We start from the raw sequence: 19,651 nt of genomic DNA, 5'->3' as shown, positions 1-19,651 counted from the left end.
CACCGGCGCTCAACACGTACAGGGCCAACGCACCCAACGTCACCAGCAGGCGGGCGCATCGGGGATTCAGGCTCAGGCGCTTCATGGTCTCTCTCCTTCCAGCTCTTTCTCTGTCCAGCTTTCTCTCGGTTCCCTATGCAAACTGGGCTACAACCAGTTCTATCTCTCGACTATGGCCAACCGGCGGCTCAGCCACCCGAGGCCAGCGGTGCACCGGCGCTCAACACGTACAGGGCCAACGCACCCAACGTCACCAGCAGGCGGGCGCATCGGGGATTCAGGCTCAGGCGCTTCATGGTCTCTCTCCTTCCAGCTCTTTCTCTGTCCAGCTTTCTCTCTGTTCCCTGCTCAGACTCGTTACTGCTAACACTGCTTATCGGCTATGCCAACCGGCGGCTCAGCCACCCGAGGCCAGCGGTGCACCGGCGCTCAACACGTACAGGGCCAACGCACCCAACGTCACCAGCAGGCGGGCGTACCGGGGATTCAGGCTCAGGCGCTTCATGGTCTCTCTCTCCTTCGTTGCGTTCACTGTGGGTTCACTGTCGAATTTGTGTCTGTTGAATATTGAATTGTCCTTATGGTCGCAGATGGGGGGCTACAAAGGTGGCATCAAAAGAGGCTCATTTTCAAAAAAGTGCTCAAAATGGCTGGAAGAAGTACCGAATTACAACAAAAACAGGAGAGAACGACCCAGCATCGCCCCCCACGAAAGATGGACGGCCGCTGTGCCTTACCTGCACCAGGAGAAGCTTTACTGGAGAAATGCTAAATATGGAATAGCCGTCGACCTCCCAGGAGAGGACGCCGGCTATAGGGTTGTCCGTCTTTGTCGTTGTGGTCGATGATGAAACCCAAAAACCAGGGTCAGGGGAGCCTGGAGATGATGTTCACCGGTGGGGGCAAGCGGGGGATCAGTGCAACGGTTTTAGCACATCAACGCTTTCAGTGCACCTTAGCGCATTAGAGACGCGTAAAGTTCTTCGGTCTGCGGGGAAGGGGGCGCAGCAATCTCTTCGTGCAGCGCCTTCTGGCAGAGTTCAAATTGGCGGGCAACGGCCGCGCGGTTGCCGGTGGCCGCATAGATGCGCATGGCCAGGCGGTGGGCATCTTCCAGACAGGGATCATCGGCCAGGATCTGCTGGCACCGCTCCAGGGCGGCGTTGATCTGCCCCTGTTGAAACAACAGCTGGGCAAGCTCCAGGCTGACTTCGACATAGATCCGCCGTAAATGTTCCCGCTCCGCCCAGACCCAGCTGCCGTCTACCTCCGGCAGGTAGTCACCGCGATAATGCTCCACAGCCCGTTCGTAGGCCTGGATCCGGGCCTCTGCATCAGCCGTCTGCCTGGCATCTTGGATGCACTGGAGAAAGATCTCCACGTCATATTCGTAATCGACGGTGCGGTCAAAGTAGTAAATGTCGTCCTGGAAGAGGATGACGTCCTGACCGATGGCGCTGCGCAGCCTGTAAATGGTGTTCTTGAAGCGGGTGCGAACCTGACTCAAGGAGGCTTCCGGCCAGAGGATCTCGCTGATCTCTTCCTTCGTCAAGCCTTCCTCGTGGGCAAGCAGGCAAAAGAAAAGATCCCGGGAGACCAACGTCTTCCAATCACTGTTGGAGACCAGTCGCCCGTTGACCCACACCTCTGCCCGGCCCAGGGCCCGGATGACCAGTGTGGGGGGCTCCAGCTCGCTCGTCATCATCTCCTGCAAGGGGCTGGAGCGAAGCCGCCGGCGCAGGGCGGGCAAGGATTGTTCAAATTCCTCCACCCTGGCCAACAGGCGGGATAACGAGCCTGCCGTTTCGCGCTGACGACTCATCTTCAGGAGGGCCGGCTTGAGGAGAGAAGCCACCGGCAAAACCGGTGCCTGGGTTTGGAGCAGGGCGATCTGGTCCAGGGCCTGCTGAAGAGATTCCTGTGCGCCATCTTTGTCACCCAGCCCGGCGAGGGCTGCCGCCAGGAACAACCGGGCCTTGGCCGCGTCCGCCAGTTGTCCACCTGCCTCAAAACAGTGGATGGCATCCTCCAGGGGTTCCCGAGCCGGCTCGGGGTTATCCTGGGCCAGATAAAAGCGCCCCATGGCCAGCCGATATAGCCCCCATTCATACTGGGAGCTCTTATCCAGGACCAGCTTGCCTGCGGCATCCAGGTAGGTGTAGGCCCGGCCCCAATCCCGGCCGGTGCAGGCCAGGGCTGCCCGGGCCAGCTCCAGATAAAGCACCAAAAAGCGTTCGTCCAGCTGCTGGGCCAGTTCATAGGCCCGCTGGTAGAGCCGTTCGGCAGCGGCCGGGACCTGCATGTCGCTGAAAACGTCGCCCATGCTGGCCAGGGCAAAGGCCTCCATCCGGGTATAGCCGCTCTGTTCGGCGCAGGCCAGGGACTGCTGCAACATGTCCAGGGCCTTCAGGTAATCGCCATGTTCGTAGTAGTGAACGCCCAGGTTGTTGAGGACGTTGGCCTGCCCCACCAGGTTGTTGAGGCTGGACCAGGCCTGAAGGGCCTCCTCAAAGAGTGGCAGGGCCCGATGGTGCTGGCCAGAGAGGAAATACGAATTGGCCAGATCCATGGAGACCATGGCCATGTTTTGCTGGTCGTTAAGAGCTTTGTACAAATCTAAAGAGCTATGCAAACATCGAATGCTGGCCTGTAGATCGCCCACAGCATAGTATCCCAGGCCCAGGGAACGCACTGCCAGAGCGTGAATGGACTGGGCCGATTCCGTCCCGGCAGCTAGAAGATCCAGTGCACGCTGGGCGTCCTGGATGGAGTTGGAATAGTTTCCCAGAAACCGGTGGGCCACCGACCGATGGGCCAGCGCCTGGGCCAGGACCAGGGGCTCCGAGCCAGTCAGGGCCTCGATGGCCTGATTCAGGCAAGCCAGGCCCCGCTCCACTTCCCCCCCCAGGGTCAGCGCGTATCCCTGCAACGCCAGAAGCCGCGGGCGGGCTTCCAGCATCCCCAGGGGCAGCTCGGCCAGCCAGCGCAACACAGTCTTGAGGCGGCCGCTCTGGAGGAGGCGCAACCCCACCTGTTCAATGAGCGCGGCAATGGGCTCCGGCAGATCCAGCCGCTGGTAGAGGTGGTAGGCCTCCTCCCATCGCCCGCGCGCCACGTAGATGTCCGCCAGGCGTCGGGCAATGAGCCGCTCCTCTTCCGGCCGCTCCTGGATCAGCATCTGCTGGAGGAACTCCCGGAACAGGGGGTGATAGCGCAGGGCATCCCCCGTTTCGCCCACCCGGACCACGAACAGGTTGTGCTGGACCACCATGTCTACCATATCCTGCCAGCACTTCCCAGGCGGACACCACTCGGGCTCGAAGATCGCCTCGCAGAGCTCTGCATCAAATTCGTCCATGACGGACGTGCGCAGCAGGAAATCCCGCAGATCCGGCGATTCCTGCCCCAGCACCTCGTGAATCAGGTAAGTGTAGAGGTCCACCCCTGCAGCCCGGATCATGCGCAGGCGATTGGCCATCCGCCACCCCTTGATCTGGGCCGAGAGGAGCAATCCGGTGATCCACCCTTCGCTCAGCTGGCAGACCTCCTGGGCCTCTTCTGGGGTCAGGGTGAGGCCATAGTTGCGCATCGCCAGAAACTGCAGTTCGTCCGGCTGGAAGGCCAGATCCTCAAAGTCGAGCCCGCCCACGTACCCCCGGGCCACCAGCAGGGCCAGGTTGGGAATGGTGAGTAACTTGCGGGAAGCCAGGATCAGGTGGCAGGTTTCCGGGCTGTATTGGACAAAATCGCTGATGAATGCGCTGATATCCGGATGGTCGTTCAGGAGGTGATAGTCGTCAATGACGAAGACAAAGTGCTCGTCCACCTGCTCGTAGAGCTCATTCACCATGGTGGTGAGGAGCTGTTCCAGGTTGCTGCGTCCTGTGCTCACCATCTGCAACGCAGCGTTGGACCGGGCGCCAAAGCTGGGGAACCGATGCTGAATACTGGCGATAAAGTGGGCCAGGAAGCGGTAGGGATCTTGATCAACTTCAGAAAGGGCATACCAGCACGCGGGCATGTCGATGTGCTGGATCAAGTCGATCAGGGAGGCCGTCTTGCCGTAGCCGGCAGGAGCGATGACCAGGACGAGCTTATAGTCCAACAGCTCCTGGAAGATTTCCAGCAGACGCTGACGGGGCACCACTTCAGGCCGAGGGCGAGGTGGAACGATTTTGGTGAGTGTGATCAGCTGTTCCATGAAAACAGACACTCCAGGTGCGAAGGAATAGACAGATCACCAACAGACCCCGGCCCATAATCCGTCATGTTCGTCGCATCGCTGGCGGCGCCAGTCTGGGCCCGGGCCTGGCTGCACACGGCCGGCCAGGTTCGACGGTAGTCATCCTGCTCGAAATCCACGTTCGTTTCAGGGTCGCTCATCGACGAAAAGAAGAAATCCACGCCCGTTTCCCAACATTTCGTTCAGTATAACATGTTTTGCACGGATTGAACATGGATGACAAAAATGTCAAGTGAGGAATGGCGTACGCAGATAGATCAAATTCACCCTATTTTTACCATAAGTTACCGTTTCGTTCTACTTTATTGATATCCGCTTTCTGCGCCATCGTCCACCGTCTGGTATACTGGACAAGAATCAGCCGGCGAAGCCGGCTCCGCAGCCTATCGTTTCTGCCCTGCCACGGAGGTCTTCATGAGTGCGCCGCAACTGATCCCTTTGCGCGACTATCGCGAATATCCAGTGGAGGAGATGGCCCGGCGGGCGGCAGAATTTTATGCCGAGATGCGCCGACGCCGCAGCGTCCGCCATTTCTCCGATCGGCCGGTGCCCCGGAGCATCATCGAGGACTGCCTGCGGGCAGCTGGTACAGCCCCCAGCGGCGCCAACATGCAGCCCTGGCATTTCGCCGTGGTTAGCGACCCGGCTGTGAAACATGAAATTCGCCTGGCCGCAGAAGCGGAGGAACGGGAATTCTACACCCGCCGCGCGCCCCAGGAATGGCTGGACGCCCTCCAACCCTTCGGCACCACGCCCGAAAAGCCCTACCTGGAGATTGCCCCCTACCTGATCGCCATCTTTGCCCGCAGCTACGAGCTGGTCGCCCAGACCCAGAAAATCAAGCACTACTATGTGACCGAATCAGTGGGCATCGCCACCGGTATCCTCATCACCGCCCTCCACCATGCAGGCCTGGCTACCCTGACCCATACGCCGAGCCCCATGCACTTCCTGAACCGCATCCTGCAGCGCCCAACCAACGAACGCCCCTTCTTGCTCCTGGTGGTGGGCTACCCGGCGTCGGATGCCCGGGTGCCCGATATCGGCAAAAAGTCGCTGGATGAGATCGCCACCTTTTATTGACGAATTATCGCCATATTCTACCGCCATATTTTCAGCCAAAGATTCCCAGATGGACGCCTGAAGCGTCCCCTGCTGAAACCCGGAAGCAAATCCGCCCGTAATGGTAGGTGGTTTGACTTCTCGGATGATGAATTTGCGCCACTGATTTTGCGCCACTCATGCGGACTTGTTTATGAAGAAATGGATCGTTTTTACCCTCATCGGCCTGGCCGTGGTCCTGGGCGCCGGCTACTGGTATCTCCAGAACCAGAACCCGGATGCATCCCTCTTTCCGGCCGGAGCAGCCGAACCCACCGCCACGCCCCTCCCCACCGTCACCGCGCCGGAAGTGGTGATCGTAGATGGCACGGTGGTGCCCATTCGGCACGCCGCCCTCAGTTTTGCCACCACGGGCATCGTGGCCCAGATCCTGGTAGAGGAAGGCGATACGGTGGAGGCCGGCACGGTCCTGGCGCGGCTGCAAAATGAGCGCCAGGTGATCGCCATCGCCCAGGCCGAGGCGCGGGTCCGCAGCAGCAGGGCCCGGCTGGAGAAGCTGAAGGCAGGCCCCAGCCCGGAGGAAGTGGCCGCCGCCCAGGCCGCCGTGGACATCGCCCGGGCCAACCTGGACAGCCTGCTGGAGGGCTCCCGGCCGGAAGATGTGGCCGCCGCCGAAGCCGCCCTGGCTGCCGCCCAGGCCAACCTGCGCCGCCTGCTCAACGGTGCGGACGAGGAACAGCTCATCGCCGCCCTGGCCGACCTCCAGAATGCCGAGGCGACTCTACGACAGGCCCAGAGTGCCTACGACCAGGTGAAATGGCGCAACGACGTGGCCGCTCTGCCCCAGGCGGCCGAACTGGAGCGGGCCACCAACAATTACGAGGCGGCCAAAGCCCGCTATGACCTGCTGGCCGCCGGGGCCAAGGAAAGTGAAATTGCCGCCGCCCAGGCTGAAGTGGAACGGGCCCGGGCCAACCTGGACAAGGCCCGCACGCCGGCCACTGCCGGACAGATCGCCGCCGCCCAGGCCGAGGTGGAACGGGCCGAGGCTGAACTGGCCCTGCGCCAGGCCGGCGCCCGCCCCGAAGATATCGCCGCCGCCGAAGCTGAACTGATGGAAGCCCAGGCCAACCTGATGCAGAGCCAGGCCGCCCTGGCCGAAACGGAACTGCGGGCCCCCTTCCCGGGCACCGTCGCCGCGCTCACCCTCCAGGTGGGCGAGCAGGTGGTGGCCGGGACGCCCGTGGTCCAACTGGCCGACCTGTCGGCCTGGCAGATCGAAACCGACGACCTGACCGAGATCAACGTGGTCCACATTCAGGAGGGCGACCGGGCCATCCTCACCTTTGACGCCCTGCCCGAGGTGGAGATCAGCGGCACGGTGGTGCGCATCCGCCCCCTGGGCGAAAGCAAACAGGGCGACATCACCTACACAGCCACCATCCAGCCAGACATCCAGGATGAACGCCTGCGCTGGAACATGACCGCCTCGGTGACCATTCAGCCCGACAGGGAGGAGTAGGCCCATGTGGCTCGCGCCCCGCTGGCGCAAGGTCCTGCGGGACCTGTGGTCCAACAAGACCCGCACCGTCCTGGTCCTCCTCTCCATCGCTGTGGGCGTGGGGGCCATCGGTATGGTCATGGGTTCCCAGCGCATGGTGGATCAGAACCTGCCCGCAGCCTACGCGGCAGTGAACCCGGCCAGCGGCACCCTCTTCACCCTGACCACCTTCGACGACGACCTGATCCAGGCCGTGGCAGCCATGCCCGAGGTGGCCGCGGCCGAGGGGCGCCGGGCGGTCAACGTGCGCTTCCGGGATGCCGACGGCGCCTGGCGCAGCCTGCAGCTCACCGCCATCCCAGACTACCAGGCCATGGAGATCAACAAGCTGCGGCCGGAGCGAGGGGAATTTCCCCCACCCCACCGGGCGCTCTTGTTGGAGCGGGCATCCCTGTCCCCGTCGTTGGGGCTTGGGGGCGTGGACATTGGCGACACCCTGCAGATTGAGGCGCCCAACGGCAAGGAGCGCACCCTGCGCATCGCCGGCACGGTCCACGATCTGAGCCAGTTGCCCGCCTTCATCAACGGCGCGGGCTACGGCTACATCACCTTCGACACCCTGGAATGGCTGGGCGAGCCCCGGGATTACAACCAGCTGGTCTTTGTGGCCGCCGGCGACCGGCTGAATTCGGAGCATGTCAACCAGGTGGCCAAACTGATCGAAAAGCGGATGGAACGGGCCGGCGCCACGGTGCTCTTCACCTTCATTCCCACGCCAGGCGAACACCCGGCCCAGAACTTCCTGGATGCCTTCTCCATGATCCTGGGGGCCATTGGGGTGCTTTCCCTGCTTCTGAGTGGCTTCCTGATCGTCAATACCCTCTCCGCCATCCTGACCCAGCATGTGCGCCAGATCGGCATCATGAAGGCCATCGGGGCCCGGGCCGGCCAGATTGCGGCCATGTACCTGGTGATGGCCGTGATCTTTGGCGTGTTGGCGCTGCTGGTGGCGGTCCCCCTGGGCATGCTGGGCTCCCTGGGCCTGGCCACCCTCTTCGCCGGCCTCCTGAACTTCGACGTGGGTGGTCTCCACCTGGATCTCCAGGTGCTATTGGTCCAGGTGGTGATCAGCCTGAGCGCGCCGGTCCTGGCTGCAGTGGTGCCCATCCTGCGGGGCGTCCGAGTGACGGTGCGGGAGGCCATCAGCGAACACGGGCTGGGCAAAGGGCATTTCGGCCACAGCCTGGTGGACCGGGTGATCGTGGCCCTGCGCCACGTGATCCCCATCGGCCGCCCCTTGCAGATCTCCCTGCGCAACACCTTCCGGCGCAAGGCACGCCTGCTGCTGACGCTGATCACCCTTTCCCTGGCCAGCACCATTTTCATCTCCATCTTCAGCATCCGGGCCTCCCTGCAGCAGACCCTGGACGACGCGCTGACCTACTTCGACTACGACGTCCAGGTGATCTTCGACCGCTCCTACCGGACGGCCCGCATCCAGGGGCAGGTGATGGGACTGCCCGGCGTGGAAGAGGTGGAGACCTGGGGCTTCGGCACCGCCCGCCGGGTCCGGCCGGACGGCACCGAGAGCGACAACATCATCGTCTACGCGCCCAGGCCAGATTCCACCATGCTCAACCCTATCCTGGTTTCGGGCCGCTGGCTCCAGCCCGGCGACGCCAACGCGGTGGTGATCAACACCGACGTTCTGGGCACGGAGGAGGACATCCAGGTGGGGGATACCATCACCCTGAAGGTGGACGGCAAAGAGCGAACATGGGTGGTGGTGGGCATCGTCCGGGGTGTGCTGACAGGCGCCAACGCCTTCGTGAACTTCGACTACTTTGGCCAGGTGACCAACGCCATTGACCGGGCCCAGGTCTCTCTGGTCCGTCTGGACGACCGCAGCCCTGAGAACCAGAAGGTCATGGGGGAGCGCATTGAAAACCTGTATCGGCGCAGCGGCTTTCGGGTGCAACAGATGCAGACCATCGGCCAGCTTCGGGCCACCATCAGCACCGTGTTCGACGTGATCATCCTCTTCCTGCTGGCCATGGCCGTGCTGTTGGGGGTGGTGGGCGGCCTGGGGCTGATGGGCACCATGAGCATCAATGTCCTGGAACGTACCCGAGAAATCGGCGTGATGCGGGCCATCGGCGCCTCCAACAACGCCATCCTGCGCATCGTACTCACGGAAGGGGTGATCATCGGCCTGATCAGCTGGATGGTGGGCGGCCTGCTGGCCCTGCCGGCCAGCCGGATCCTGACCATGACGGTGGGCATGGCCCTGCTGCGGGCGGCGCCCACCTACATCTTCTCCACGGGCGGGGCCATCCTCTGGCTGGTGATCGTCCTGCTGCTGGCCGGCGTGGCCAGCTTCCTGCCGGCGCGGCGGGCCTCCCAGTTGACGGTACGCGAGGTGTTGAGCTATGAATAACCGTTTCCAGAAGCCGGAAAAACCCGGAACACGCCTTCGGCCCAGCGATGGTCAGCCTCCTCAGGGCAGCCCCCTCATTCGCCTGGAACAGGTGGTGAAGGCCTACCAGACCCCCGTCGGCGAATTCGTGGCCCTGCGGGGCATCGACCTCCAGATCGGCGAGGGCGAGTTTGTGGCTGTGGTGGGCAAGTCTGGCTCCGGCAAGTCCACCCTGATCAACATGATCACCGGCATCGACCGACCTACCTCGGGCGACATCTGGGTGGGCGGCACCCATATCAATGATCTGAGCGAGGGCAAAATGGCGGAATGGCGGGGACGCCACATCGGCATCATCTTCCAGTTCTTCCAGCTCCTGCCCATGCTCTCCTGTGTGGAAAACGTGATGCTCCCCATGGACTTCTGCAACATGTTTCGCCCGGCAGAACGCTACGACCGGGCCATGTATCTGCTGGAGCAGGTGGACATGGCCGACCACGCCCACAAGCTGCCCAGCGAAGTCTCGGGTGGGCAACAGCAGCGGGTGGCCATCGCCCGGGCCCTGGCCAACGATCCGCCCCTGCTGGTGGCCGACGAGCCCACCGGCAATCTGGATTCCAAAACCGCGGATTCCGTCTTCCAGCTCTTCACCCGCCTGGTGGCCGAGCGCAAGACCATCCTCATGGTGACCCACGACGAAGACCTGGCCCGCCGGGTCACCCGGACCATCACCATCGCGGACGGCGCCATTCTGCATGAAGCCGGTCCCCAGGCCCCCTCCACCGACGGGCAGCCAGATCCCGCCATCCCCCAGCTCCGCCCCGCGTAGACGCAGGTTCCCCCTGGATTGAATCCACAGATTGACGGGGATTGGCAGGTCCGGTCGCCTGGCCGGACATCTGCACCCAACGGAACCCCAGGTCACGTATCCCTGCGTGACCTGCGGATCGTGCAGATTTTTCATCCTCCTCGGCGCACTGAAGGCGCACGGAATGAAAACTGCGGAATCTGCGTTCATCTGTGCGAATCCGCGTCCTTTTTCCGGGCAGGAGGCCGACTCCCCGCCGCAATCTCTGCCCATCTGCGGAATGAGCATCCGCAGATGCGGCGCCGGCCCCTCTTCGCCCCCTTGTTTTTAGTTGACACAAAACCAGAACTGATGTTATCATCCAAAAAGATTTTTAGTCACGACTAAAAACATTGACGACGCACTACCGTAATCCTTGTCTTAACTCGCCCGAAAAAAGCGTTCTACACCGAAAAGAGACACAGAAGGTTTTGATCCAAAGGAGCTTCCATCATGTCAGCAAAATCGACGCCCCACCGTCTCAGCCTCGCCTTCCTCTTGGTAACACTCGTGGGCCTGTTGAGCGCCTGTGCAGCCTCTGCCGCGGACAGCCCCCGCCCGGGCGACGGGCCCATCCAGGTGGTGACCACTATCGGCCAGATCACCGACATCGCCCAGATCGTGGGCGGCGACCGGGTCGCCGTCACGGGGCTCATGGGCGCCGGGGTGGACCCCCATCTCTACGTGGCCAGCGAAGGCGACGTGGAGCTGCTCCAGAACGCGGAAATCATTTTCTATAACGGCCTCTTCCTGGAAGCTCAGATGGCCGAAATCCTGGAGCAGTTGGGGCGTCGCAAGACGGTTACCGCCGTGGCCGAGGCCATCCCCGAGGAGCTGCTCTTGCCCTGGGCAGCCTACGAGGACGCCTACGATCCCCACGTCTGGTTTGACGTGACCTTGTGGATGAAAGCGGTGGAGGCCGTCCGGGATACCTATGCGGCCTACGATCCCGAGCATGCGGCCGAGTACGAGGCCCGGGCCGCGGCCTACCTCCAGGAGTTGGCAGCCCTCCACCAGGAGATTCTGGACAAGGTGGCCCAGCTCCCGCCGGAACGGCGTGTGCTCATCACGGCCCATGATGCGTTCCACTACTTCGGCCGGGCCTATGGCTTTGAAGTGCGGGGGCTCCAGGGCATCAGCACCGCCTCCGAGGCCAGCACCGCGGATGTGCGCGCCCTGGCCAATTTCATCGTCGAACGCCAGATCCCGGCCATTTTCGTGGAGTCGTCTGTGCCGGTGCGCAACATCGAGGCGCTGCAGGCTGCGGTGGCCGCCCAGGGCTTCCAGGTGCAGATCGGCGGGGAGCTCTTCTCCGACGCCCTGGGGGACCCCGGCACGCCGGAAGGCACCTACATCGGCATGGTCCGCCACAACGTGGACACCATTGTCAACGCCCTGCTTGGCCAGTCCTGAGGAGAAAAGAGGCCATGTCAACGCCAACGACCGATGCCATCCAGGTGACAGACCTGACCGTGGCCTACGGCAACAAGCCGGTGCTCTGGGATATCGACCTGCGGGTGCCCGGCAACACCCTGATGGCCATCGTGGGGCCCAACGGCGCCGGCAAAACCACCCTGATCAAGGCCATCCTGGGATTGGTGCCGGTGGCGGCAGGCCAGGTCCTCATCTACGGACGACCGTACGCGGAGCAGCGCCGGCTGGTGGGCTATGTCCCCCAGCGGGGCAGCGTGGATTGGGACTTCCCCACCAACGTGCTGGATGTGGTGATGATGGGGCGCTACGGCGCACTGGGCTGGTTCAAGCGGCCGGGCCGCCGGGAGCGAGAGCTGGCCCTCCAGGCGCTGGACAAGGTAGGCATGCGGGCCTACGCCCATCGCCAGATCAGCCAGCTTTCCGGCGGACAACAGCAGCGCACCTTCCTGGCCCGGGCCCTGGTCCAGGACGCTCAGGTGTACTTCATGGATGAACCCTTCCAGGGGGTGGACGCCACCACAGAGCGGGCCATTGTCACCCTGCTCAAGGAGCTGCGCGCGGCCGGCAAGACGGTGGTGGTGGTCCACCACGACCTGCAGACGGTGCCCGAATACTTCGACTGGGTCACCCTCCTCAACGTGCGGCGCATTGCCAGCGGACCGGTGAGCGAGGTCTTCACCGAGGAGAACCTGCGGCTCACCTACGGCGGGCGGGTGGCCTTTTTACACCGCAACGCCCGGGAGAACAGTGGGGAGGAGGCCCGTGCCCCAGAGCCAGACCGCAGCGCCCGAGCGGCCGACCTGCCTGGGGATGCGGCCGCTGTTCCGCGCGGGAGGTAACCATGGACATTGGCGGCCTGTTGCATGGGCTGGTATTTGACTACACGTTGCGCACGGTGGCCCTGGGCGCGGCTACCCTGGGGATTGTCAGCGGGGCGTTGGGTTCTTTTGCCATGCTGCGCCGGCAAAGCCTGTTGGGCGATGCCATGTCCCACGCCGCCCTGCCGGGCGTGGTGCTGGCCTTCATGCTCACGGGCCTGAAGACCCCGGCCGTGTTGATGCTGGGGGCGGCCGCGGCCGGCATCCTGGGCACCCTCTTCATGGTGGCCATCAACCGCTACACCCGCATCAAACAGGACAGCTCCCTGGGCATCATCCTCTCGGTCTTTTTCGGCTTCGGCCTGCTGTTGCTGACCTTTCTGCAGCGCAATCCCGACGCCCGGCAGGCCGGCCTCAACCACTTTCTCTTCGGGCAGGCAGCCACCCTACTGGCCCGGGATGTGGCCACCATGGCCCTCTTCGGTGGCCTGGCCCTGCTGCTGATGTTGCTCTTCTGGAAGGAGTTCAAGCTGCTCAGCTTCGACCGGGACTTTGGAGCCAGCCTGGGCTACCCCATGCAGGCGCTGGAGATCCTGCTCACCACCCTGCTGGTGGTGGCCATCGTGATCGGCCTCCAGGCGGTGGGGGTGGTGTTGATGAGCGCCATGGTGGTGGCGCCGGCCGCGGCCGCCCGCCAGTGGACGGATCGCCTGGGGGTGATGGTGGCGCTGGCCGCCTTCTTTGGCGCCCTGGCAGGCGTGGCCGGCACCCTGATCAGTGGGCTGGCCAGCGGCCTCTCCACCGGGCCGGTCATCGTCCTCTGCATCAGCGCCATCGCGCTCTTCTCCTTCTTGCTGGCACCCAACCGGGGGTTGGGCTGGAACTGGCTGCAACAGCGGCGAAACCGGCAGCGCCTGCACACGGACCAGGTGCTCCTGAACCTGTATCAGCTGGCCCTGCAGCACCCGGATCCCAGCCATCCCCACGCGGTGGCCAGCCTGCGGGTGATGGGCGCCGGACAGCGGGGCGTGCGCCGCAGCCTGGCCGTCCTGGCCGAGCGTGGGCTGGTGCGGCAGGTGGACGACGAGCACTGGGCCCTGACCCCGGCCGGTCTCCAGGCAGCCCGCCGCCTGGCCGAGAGCTACCAGCCGCCGGATTGAAACCCGCCCCTGTCTCTCCAGACAGGCCAGAAGGAAGTCAGCCATGAGTGTCACCCAAGTTGAAATCCAGTTGATTGCAGCCGTGGTGGCCGCAGCCTGTGCCCTGCCCGGCGTGTTTTTGGTGTTACGGCAGATGGCCATGATGAGCGACGCCATCAGCCACACGGTGTTGCTTGGGATCGTGTTGGGCTTTTTCCTCACCCGCAGCCTGGAATCTCCCCTGTTGATCGTGGGCGCCGCGGCCATGGGCGTGGCGACGGTCAGCCTGGTGGAGCTACTCCACAACACCCGGCTGGTCAAACAGGATGCGGCCATTGGCCTGGTCTTTCCGGCCCTCTTCAGCGTGGCCGTGATCCTCATCTCCCGCTTTGCCCGGGGCGTGCATCTGGACGTGGATGCCGTGTTGCTGGGCGAGCTGGCCTTCGCGCCCTTCGACCGGCTGATCCTGTGGGGCTGGGATCTGCCCCGGGCCCTGGTGGTGATGGGGATCATCCTGCTCTTGAACGGGCTGGCCATCTTCCTCTTCTACAAGGAGCTCAAGCTGGCCACCTTTGACCCGGGCCTGGCTGCGGCCCTGGGCTTCTCGCCGGGCCTGATCCACTACGGGCTGATGACTCTGGTCTCCATCACGGCGGTGGGGGCCTTCGACGCGGTGGGATCGATCCTGGTGGTGGCGTTGATGATCACACCGGCCGCGGCGGCATACCTGCTCACGGACCGTCTGGAGCGGATGGTGGGCCTGAGCGTCCTGATAGGCGTGGCCAGCGCCATCGGCGGCTACTGGCTGGCCCGCCTGCTGGATGCCAACATTGCCGGCTCCATGGCCACCGTCACCGGCGCCATTTTTGTGGCCGTCTTCCTCTTCGCGCCGGGGCGGGGGATCGTTGCTGTCGCCCGGCGCAGACAGCGCCAGCGCTGGGAATTTGCCCAGGCCATGCTGGTCATTCATCTGCTCCACCACGAAGGCAGCCCGGAAGCCGAGGCGGAAAACCGGCTGGCGCATCTGGAGGAAGAGCTGCGCTGGAGCCCGGACTTTGCCCTGCGGGTGGTCCGCCAGGCTGAGCGCCACGGCCTGATCCAGCGGCAGAACGGGACCCTCTTGCTGACGGAGGAAGGACGGCGCCAGGCCCGCCAGGCTTTGGTCCATTGAGGCGCGGCCCAACGCATCCCCGAACCCGAGATAGCCAGAAAGCGCTGTCGTCAGAAAACGGTCCGAATCGCGACCGGAAATGTTCAGAACTTCCCCGGTCCCCGCGGCGTATCCTAGATGAAACCGCCTGCATGCTGGAAATCACCGGCATGTACCACAACCCGTTGGCTCTCGACCGATTTGCCTCGCACCGGAAGAGAGGCTTTGGGACTCAGGGGAGGATTGACCATGCAACAACTGCTCTTTCTGGCGCTCATGGGGGCCCTCTCGGGCTCCGTCAGCGGTGTCCTGGCCGGCGGTCCCCACGGCCTGCTGTTGGGCGGCACCTCGGGCCTGATGATGGGCCTGACGGCCTGGTGGATCACGGGCATCATCCTGCGCACCCTGCGGGAGGTCCGCCTCAACCGCTACTTCACCCAGGAACAACAGGGACGGGAGTAAGCAGGCCCGGCCGCCGGCCTCCCATGCCGGGCACAGCAAATTGCCAATTCCGGGGCAAGGGGATAGAATCGGAGACAGATTGAGCTGCCTGGCGACCTTCCGCAGCTCCAGGGCGCGCAGGCCCTGCCCTGCCCCTGGTGGCTGACGTGGGGCAGTAGGCCAGCCAATCGCCATCGACCATCAGCCCAGCCACGGAGTCAGTTGCCCATGCAGCCATCATCCCCGCCCTTGCCCTCTCCCCCTACATTTCAGGATATCCTGCGGGCCCGCCAGGTCATTCGGCGCTACCTCCCGCCCACACCCCTCCATCGCTACCCATCCCTGGACCGCCTGCTGGGGGCGAGCGTCTACGTCAAACACGAAAACTACCAGCCCATTGGCGCGTTCAAGATCCGGGGTGGTATCAACTTCATGGCCCACCTGGATGAAGCCAGCCGCCAGCGGGGCGTCGTCACCGCCTCCACTGGCAACCATGGCCAGTCCATCGCCTACGCCGCCCAGCTCTTCGGCATCCGGGCTGTCATCGTGGTGCCGGAGGGGGCCAACCCGGTGAAGGTGGAAGCCATGCGCAGCTACGGCGCGGAAGTGGTCTTCCACGGCGCGGACTTCGAGGCCAGCAAACGCCACTGCGCGACCCTGGAGGCCGAAGAGGGCCTGCGCTTCATCTCCTCGGGCGACGAACCCCTGCTCATCGCCGGCGTGGGCACCCACGCCCTGGAGATGCTGGAGGCCCAGCCGGATCTGGAGGTCATTTTGGTGCCGGTGGGTGGCGGCAGTGGCGCGGCCGGCGCCGCGCTGGTGGCCAAGGCCGTTGACCCCAACATTCGGGTCATCGGTGTCCAGGCCAGGGGCGCACCGGCAGCCTATCTCACCTGGAAGGAGCGGACCTGGCGCACCGCCCCCATCGAGACCTTTGCCGGCGGCCTGGCCACCGGCGAGCCCTTCATGCTCCCCCAGCAGATCCTGTGGCAACACCTGGACGACTTCGTGTTGGTGGATGACCAGGAGCTGCTGGTGGCCATCCGCCTCTACCTGGAGAAAGCCAAGACGCTGGCCGAACCGGCGGGCGCGGCCCCGCTGGCGGCGGCCCTGCGGCTGCGGGAACAGCTCCAGGGCCGCCGTGTCGGGCTCATCCTCAGCGGGGGCAACATCTCGCCGGATGAACTGCGCCAGGCGCTGGATGGATCATAGCGCCGGCAGTCAGTTTGTGACCAGTTCAAAAGAGCGGCGCAGGCTGGGATAGCTGCCGCCGCTCTCTTCTTTGACGGCTGCATCGAACATATCCGCCAGCTGCTTGTACTCCTCCTCAGTCAGCTCCACGTCGAAGGCGCCCAGGCTGGACTGGAGTTGTCGCTGGGAGCTGACCCCCACGATGGGCGCGGTGACGCCGGGCGTATGTCGTACCCAGGCGATGGCCAGTTGGGCAGGATGCAGCCCCCGCTCTGCAGCGAACTGGTTGAAACGCACCAGCCCCGCACCGAACTTCTCCAGCCAGGCCGGCACCCGGGGATCGGTGGCGCCCCGAGAATCCTCGGGAATGGTTTCGCCAGCGCCATATTTGCCCGCCAACACGCCCATGAGCAGTGGGCGATAGGTGGTGATGGCGATTTTCTCCGCCACGGCCTGGGGCAACACCTCCACCTCGATTCCCCGTTCGATCAGATTGTAGGGCACCTGGTTGCAGACCAGGGGCGCCCACCCTTCCCGCTGGGCGATGGCGTTGCAGTGGGCCAGCAGCCAGGCCGGAAAGTTAGAGCAGCCCACATACCGGGCCTTGCCTGCTTTGACCACGTCGTTCAAGGCTTCCATCATCTCGACCGGGCGCATGTGGGGGCGCGGCCAGTGAATCAGGTAGAGGTCCACATAGTCTAGCTGCAGGCGCGCCAGGCTCTCGTCGATGCTCTGGCGGATCCAGGCGCCGTCGGTGCTTTTGGTCACTTTGGTGACGACGAAAAGCTTATCCCGCCGCCCTTTGAGGATGCGCCCCAGGATCTCCTCCGTGCGCCCCTCCATGTAAGACCAGGCCGTGTCCACGAAGTTGACGCCGGCGTCCATGGCCGTGGCCAGAATGCGATCCGATTCGGCCTCGTCGCAGCGGTCGCCGAACATCATGGTGCCCAGGCACATCTGGGAGACGGTCTCGCCGGTATTGCCCAAAGGTACGTATTGCATCAGTTCTTTTGCTCCTTCTTCATCGCTGTGATCTCAATCGCGGTGGTATCCGTTGTGGATGACTTCATGTTCCAACGACTTCATAAACGGTTTGGGGGGCCATCACAAAGCGGGCGAAACCCGCGGCGGTCTGGCTGGGTTGCACGGCCTGGTGCCGTTGACCCTCCTGGTCCAGTTGCCAGATCTCCAGCGAACCGGACAGCAGCCCTTCCAGCTCAACGTCAAGGGGCCGGAAGCTGCAATTCTGCAGTTGGGCTCGGTTGTCTTGGGTAAGTTCCAGCAGCAGAGCGACATCCTGGATGTCGGGAACGGCGGCCAGGCTCTCCAGGCGGAGACGCCAGTTGGCCCCGCTGGCCTCGCTGCCCATCCCCAAGAACAGGGCGCGTAGCTGGCCCCCTTCGAAGCGGGCCCAGATCTGCCGGGCGTCAGAAGCCAGGGCCTCGGCCCGTTTGACCCGATCTGTGTCGTCCAGGATGAGCAGCTCCCGGGCCTTTCCTCGCTGGAGTTCCAGGGCCACGCCATCTTCCAAGGCCAGGGGCCGGTCGTCGCCATCGTAGAGGGCCAGGGGCTGGATTCCGTGGACCTGGGGCTGCGACTGGTAGGGTTCCAGCAGGGCGACAAAGCGGGTGGCACGGGTCCGCCGACGGGCGATGAGCACGGGCAACGTGTAGTCGGCGATCTCATCGTCCTGGTCCGCTGCGATCAGGCTGTCGGCCAGGAAGTAGCGGTCACCGGCGGCGCCCAACAAGGTCGCCCGCACGTGGCAATTGGGGTCGAGCTGCCAGGTCCCATGCCAGATGCCGCCCGACCAGGGTTCAGCCGCGCGGATGTGCTGTAGATACTCGTAGCCATGGCCTGTACCTGGGGCGTCCCCTGTGGGTTGAAAATCCAGGGCGTCAGTCGTGAACTCCCCCCGGTTCCGGTACACCCAGTCGTAGGTATGTTCGGCAGCGCTCTCTGCCTGGAAAATGTCCACCAGGTAGTCATCCGTCAGGAGGAGGGTACGCACCAGGTTCACCCCTGGGTAGGCGTCGGTGGTGGTGGCCCGCACCAGTTGGAGATGATGGCCGCCGGCGAAGGCCTGCACGGCTGGTGGCGGCGTACGCGCCTGGGATTGGCCGTCCACCACCAGAAGGTTGTGGGCGATGGACTGCTTGAAGTAGGCCACATGGGCCGGCATGCGATATTTGATGGAGCCGGCGTCCGGTGCCAGCACCGTGCCCAGACCATGAAAGACCAGGCCCAGTTGATCTGGATGGCTATGGCCACCCTGGTAGCCCAGGGTGTTCAACACGGCCTGTAAGTTTTTCTGCCCGGCGTCGGAACGCAGGACCGCCAGGTTCGCGCCCTGGAAATATCGACTGCGCCAGGGCAACGGGGCCACCTGGGGCACCTCCGCCACCCCGTAGAGGAGGGCGAGCAGATCGGTGCGGGGGTAGCTCCGCAGCACGGTCGCGTAACGGGGATCGCCCAGGCGACGGTACGCCACCTCATAGAAAGGCGCCCGGTCGGGATCCGACAACACCGCGACCCGGCCGTCGTTGAAGGTGGGCAGGCGCAGGTCTGCGTCTGCGTAGTCGAGCATGAAGTCAAAGAGGCGCTTGTAGGCCGGCTCCTGCTGGTAGAGGTCGATGCCGGCGTGGTAGGCGGCCTCCAGAAGGGGGAAGAGGGCCTTCAAGACGTAGAACTGATAGTGCATGGAGCCCTCGTACCACATCCCTTCCGGGGTGATGCTCGCCTGCATCTGGAAGCGCAGGCCGCTGTCCGGCTTGTCCAGGGCATACCAGATCAGCGCCGGGTCGTCCAGGGCGAACCCGATCACGCCTACGCCCGCGTTGTACCAGGTCTGGTGGTTGTGGCGCCCCTCGTTGTTGTCCATGATGATCTCGGCGGCCGGTCGCAGCACCCGGGTTTCGATGGCCGCACGCTCGGCAGGAGCCAACTCGTTGTACAGGAGATCGTAGGCCCATGCCAGGGAGATGACCCAGGTGGCTTCGTTGATTCCCTGGGGCGTTGCCCGGCCACCGGCCTCCGCCCGATCACCGGTGCGCCCTTCCTTGTCGTGGATCTCATAGGTCAGGTATTTGTCGGCGTAATCCAACAGGATGGCCCTGGCGTTGCGCACGTATCGGCCATCCCCTGTGAGCTGGAACATCAGGCCCAGGTCGCGGGCGGCATCTGCGTGACGGTAATGGGCCTCGGTGATTCGATAGGCGGTGGCATCGGCCGCGTGGTAGAAGCCGCCGCCGGTTTCAGGCACGGCGATCTCCGTCCGCGCCGCCCAGGCATCTGCATTGGCTTTCAGAAGACGGTAGGCTTCTTGGGCCCAGGGGTATTGTTCCATCTTCCGCCGAATCTCGGCGATCTCTGCCTGGCTGAGGAATAGATTGGGATGCACGGGTTCCTC

At 64.0% G+C, this 19,651-nt stretch carries 14 protein-coding genes; 10 read left to right on the top strand and 4 right to left on the bottom strand.

From position 1 onward, the window contains the following. Nucleotides 1–955: 955 nt before the first annotated feature. Together FKZ61_RS20070 and FKZ61_RS20065 are read right to left on the bottom strand one after the other, a co-directional pair. Entirely contained in the window at nt 956–4,201 is a 3,246-nt protein-coding gene (locus tag FKZ61_RS20070) for a tetratricopeptide repeat protein (RefSeq protein ID WP_141611929.1), read from the bottom strand. After that, nucleotides 4,189–4,404: a hypothetical protein gene (locus FKZ61_RS20065; protein WP_141611928.1), complete on the bottom strand. Its 216-nt coding sequence runs from the start codon at nt 4,402–4,404 to the stop codon at nt 4,189–4,191. The genes FKZ61_RS20070 and FKZ61_RS20065 overlap by 13 nt, the downstream gene beginning before the upstream one ends. A 253-nt stretch (nt 4,405–4,657) precedes the next feature. Here FKZ61_RS20065 and FKZ61_RS20060 point away from each other — a divergent pair, with 253 nt between their 5' ends. The 10 genes from FKZ61_RS20060 (at nt 4,658) to FKZ61_RS20015 (ending at nt 16,263) form a co-directional block, all read left to right on the top strand. After that, nucleotides 4,658–5,326, top strand: a complete 669-nt coding sequence (locus FKZ61_RS20060) for a nitroreductase family protein (protein WP_141611927.1) — start codon at nt 4,658–4,660, stop codon at nt 5,324–5,326. A gap of 172 nt (nt 5,327–5,498) precedes the next feature. Further along, nucleotides 5,499–6,827, top strand: coding sequence for an HlyD family secretion protein (locus tag FKZ61_RS20055; protein WP_141611926.1), 1,329 nt, complete (start codon nt 5,499–5,501; stop codon nt 6,825–6,827). Nucleotides 6,828–6,831: 4 nt separating this feature from the next. Beyond that, a complete protein-coding gene (locus FKZ61_RS24105) occupies nt 6,832–9,243 on the top strand; it encodes an FtsX-like permease family protein (RefSeq protein ID WP_141611925.1) in 2,412 nt (803 codons plus the stop codon). Next, nucleotides 9,236–10,051, top strand: a complete 816-nt coding sequence (locus FKZ61_RS20045) for an ABC transporter ATP-binding protein (RefSeq protein ID WP_141611924.1) — start codon at nt 9,236–9,238, stop codon at nt 10,049–10,051. The genes FKZ61_RS24105 and FKZ61_RS20045 overlap by 8 nt, the downstream gene beginning before the upstream one ends. A gap of 471 nt (nt 10,052–10,522) precedes the next feature. Further along, complete coding sequence (locus tag FKZ61_RS20040; RefSeq protein WP_141611923.1) at nt 10,523–11,482, top strand: metal ABC transporter solute-binding protein, Zn/Mn family; 960 nt, start codon at nt 10,523–10,525, stop codon at nt 11,480–11,482. A 14-nt stretch (nt 11,483–11,496) separates the two neighbouring features. Then, nucleotides 11,497–12,342: a metal ABC transporter ATP-binding protein gene (locus FKZ61_RS20035; RefSeq protein WP_141611922.1), complete on the top strand. Its 846-nt coding sequence runs from the start codon at nt 11,497–11,499 to the stop codon at nt 12,340–12,342. A 2-nt stretch (nt 12,343–12,344) separates the two neighbouring features. After that, the gene (locus tag FKZ61_RS20030; protein ID WP_141611921.1) at nt 12,345–13,481 is read left to right on the top strand and encodes an iron chelate uptake ABC transporter family permease subunit; all 1,137 of its coding nucleotides are present in this window, start codon (nt 12,345–12,347) and stop codon (nt 13,479–13,481) included. Nucleotides 13,482–13,524: 43 nt separating this feature from the next. Further along, on the top strand, nt 13,525–14,631 hold the full coding sequence (locus FKZ61_RS20025) for a metal ABC transporter permease (protein WP_141611920.1): 1,107 nt from the start codon (nt 13,525–13,527) through the stop codon (nt 14,629–14,631). A 228-nt stretch (nt 14,632–14,859) separates the two neighbouring features. Further along, complete coding sequence (locus FKZ61_RS20020; RefSeq protein ID WP_141611919.1) at nt 14,860–15,072, top strand: hypothetical protein; 213 nt, start codon at nt 14,860–14,862, stop codon at nt 15,070–15,072. Between the two features lie 207 nt (nt 15,073–15,279). Continuing rightward, entirely contained in the window at nt 15,280–16,263 is a 984-nt protein-coding gene (locus FKZ61_RS20015) for a threonine ammonia-lyase (protein WP_141611918.1), read from the top strand. Nucleotides 16,264–16,272: 9 nt separating this feature from the next. Here FKZ61_RS20015 and FKZ61_RS20010 read toward each other — a convergent pair whose 3' ends face one another. Together FKZ61_RS20010 and FKZ61_RS20005 are read right to left on the bottom strand one after the other, a co-directional pair. Further along, nucleotides 16,273–17,244, bottom strand: coding sequence for an aldo/keto reductase (locus FKZ61_RS20010; RefSeq protein ID WP_141611917.1), 972 nt, complete (start codon nt 17,242–17,244; stop codon nt 16,273–16,275). Between the two features lie 64 nt (nt 17,245–17,308). Continuing rightward, a complete protein-coding gene (locus FKZ61_RS20005; protein ID WP_170200066.1) occupies nt 17,309–19,642 on the bottom strand; it encodes an alginate lyase family protein in 2,334 nt (777 codons plus the stop codon). Nucleotides 19,643–19,651: the final 9 nt, after the last annotated feature.

The organism is Litorilinea aerophila, from assembly GCF_006569185.2.
Lineage (GTDB): Bacteria > Chloroflexota > Anaerolineae > Caldilineales > Caldilineaceae > Litorilinea > Litorilinea aerophila.
Note: the sequence above shows the minus strand (reverse complement) of the source record. Positions and strands in the feature narration are given on the sequence as shown.

Excerpts from the sequence above, each read along its gene's own strand:
- FKZ61_RS20070 (WP_141611929.1), bottom strand. The coding sequence starts at position 4,201 with ATGGAACAGCTGATCACACTCACCAAAATCGTTCCACCTCGCCCTCGG.
- FKZ61_RS20060 (WP_141611927.1), top strand. The coding sequence starts at position 4,658 with ATGAGTGCGCCGCAACTGATCCCTTTGCGCGACTATCGCGAATATCCA.
- FKZ61_RS20055 (WP_141611926.1), top strand. The coding sequence starts at position 5,499 with ATGAAGAAATGGATCGTTTTTACCCTCATCGGCCTGGCCGTGGTCCTG.
- FKZ61_RS24105 (WP_141611925.1), top strand. The coding sequence starts at position 6,832 with ATGTGGCTCGCGCCCCGCTGGCGCAAGGTCCTGCGGGACCTGTGGTCC.
- FKZ61_RS20045 (WP_141611924.1), top strand. The coding sequence starts at position 9,236 with ATGAATAACCGTTTCCAGAAGCCGGAAAAACCCGGAACACGCCTTCGG.
- FKZ61_RS20040 (WP_141611923.1), top strand. The coding sequence starts at position 10,523 with ATGTCAGCAAAATCGACGCCCCACCGTCTCAGCCTCGCCTTCCTCTTG.
- FKZ61_RS20035 (WP_141611922.1), top strand. The coding sequence starts at position 11,497 with ATGTCAACGCCAACGACCGATGCCATCCAGGTGACAGACCTGACCGTG.
- FKZ61_RS20030 (WP_141611921.1), top strand. The coding sequence starts at position 12,345 with ATGGACATTGGCGGCCTGTTGCATGGGCTGGTATTTGACTACACGTTG.
- FKZ61_RS20025 (WP_141611920.1), top strand. The coding sequence starts at position 13,525 with ATGAGTGTCACCCAAGTTGAAATCCAGTTGATTGCAGCCGTGGTGGCC.
- FKZ61_RS20020 (WP_141611919.1), top strand. The coding sequence starts at position 14,860 with ATGCAACAACTGCTCTTTCTGGCGCTCATGGGGGCCCTCTCGGGCTCC.
- FKZ61_RS20015 (WP_141611918.1), top strand. The coding sequence starts at position 15,280 with ATGCAGCCATCATCCCCGCCCTTGCCCTCTCCCCCTACATTTCAGGAT.
- FKZ61_RS20010 (WP_141611917.1), bottom strand. The coding sequence starts at position 17,244 with ATGCAATACGTACCTTTGGGCAATACCGGCGAGACCGTCTCCCAGATG.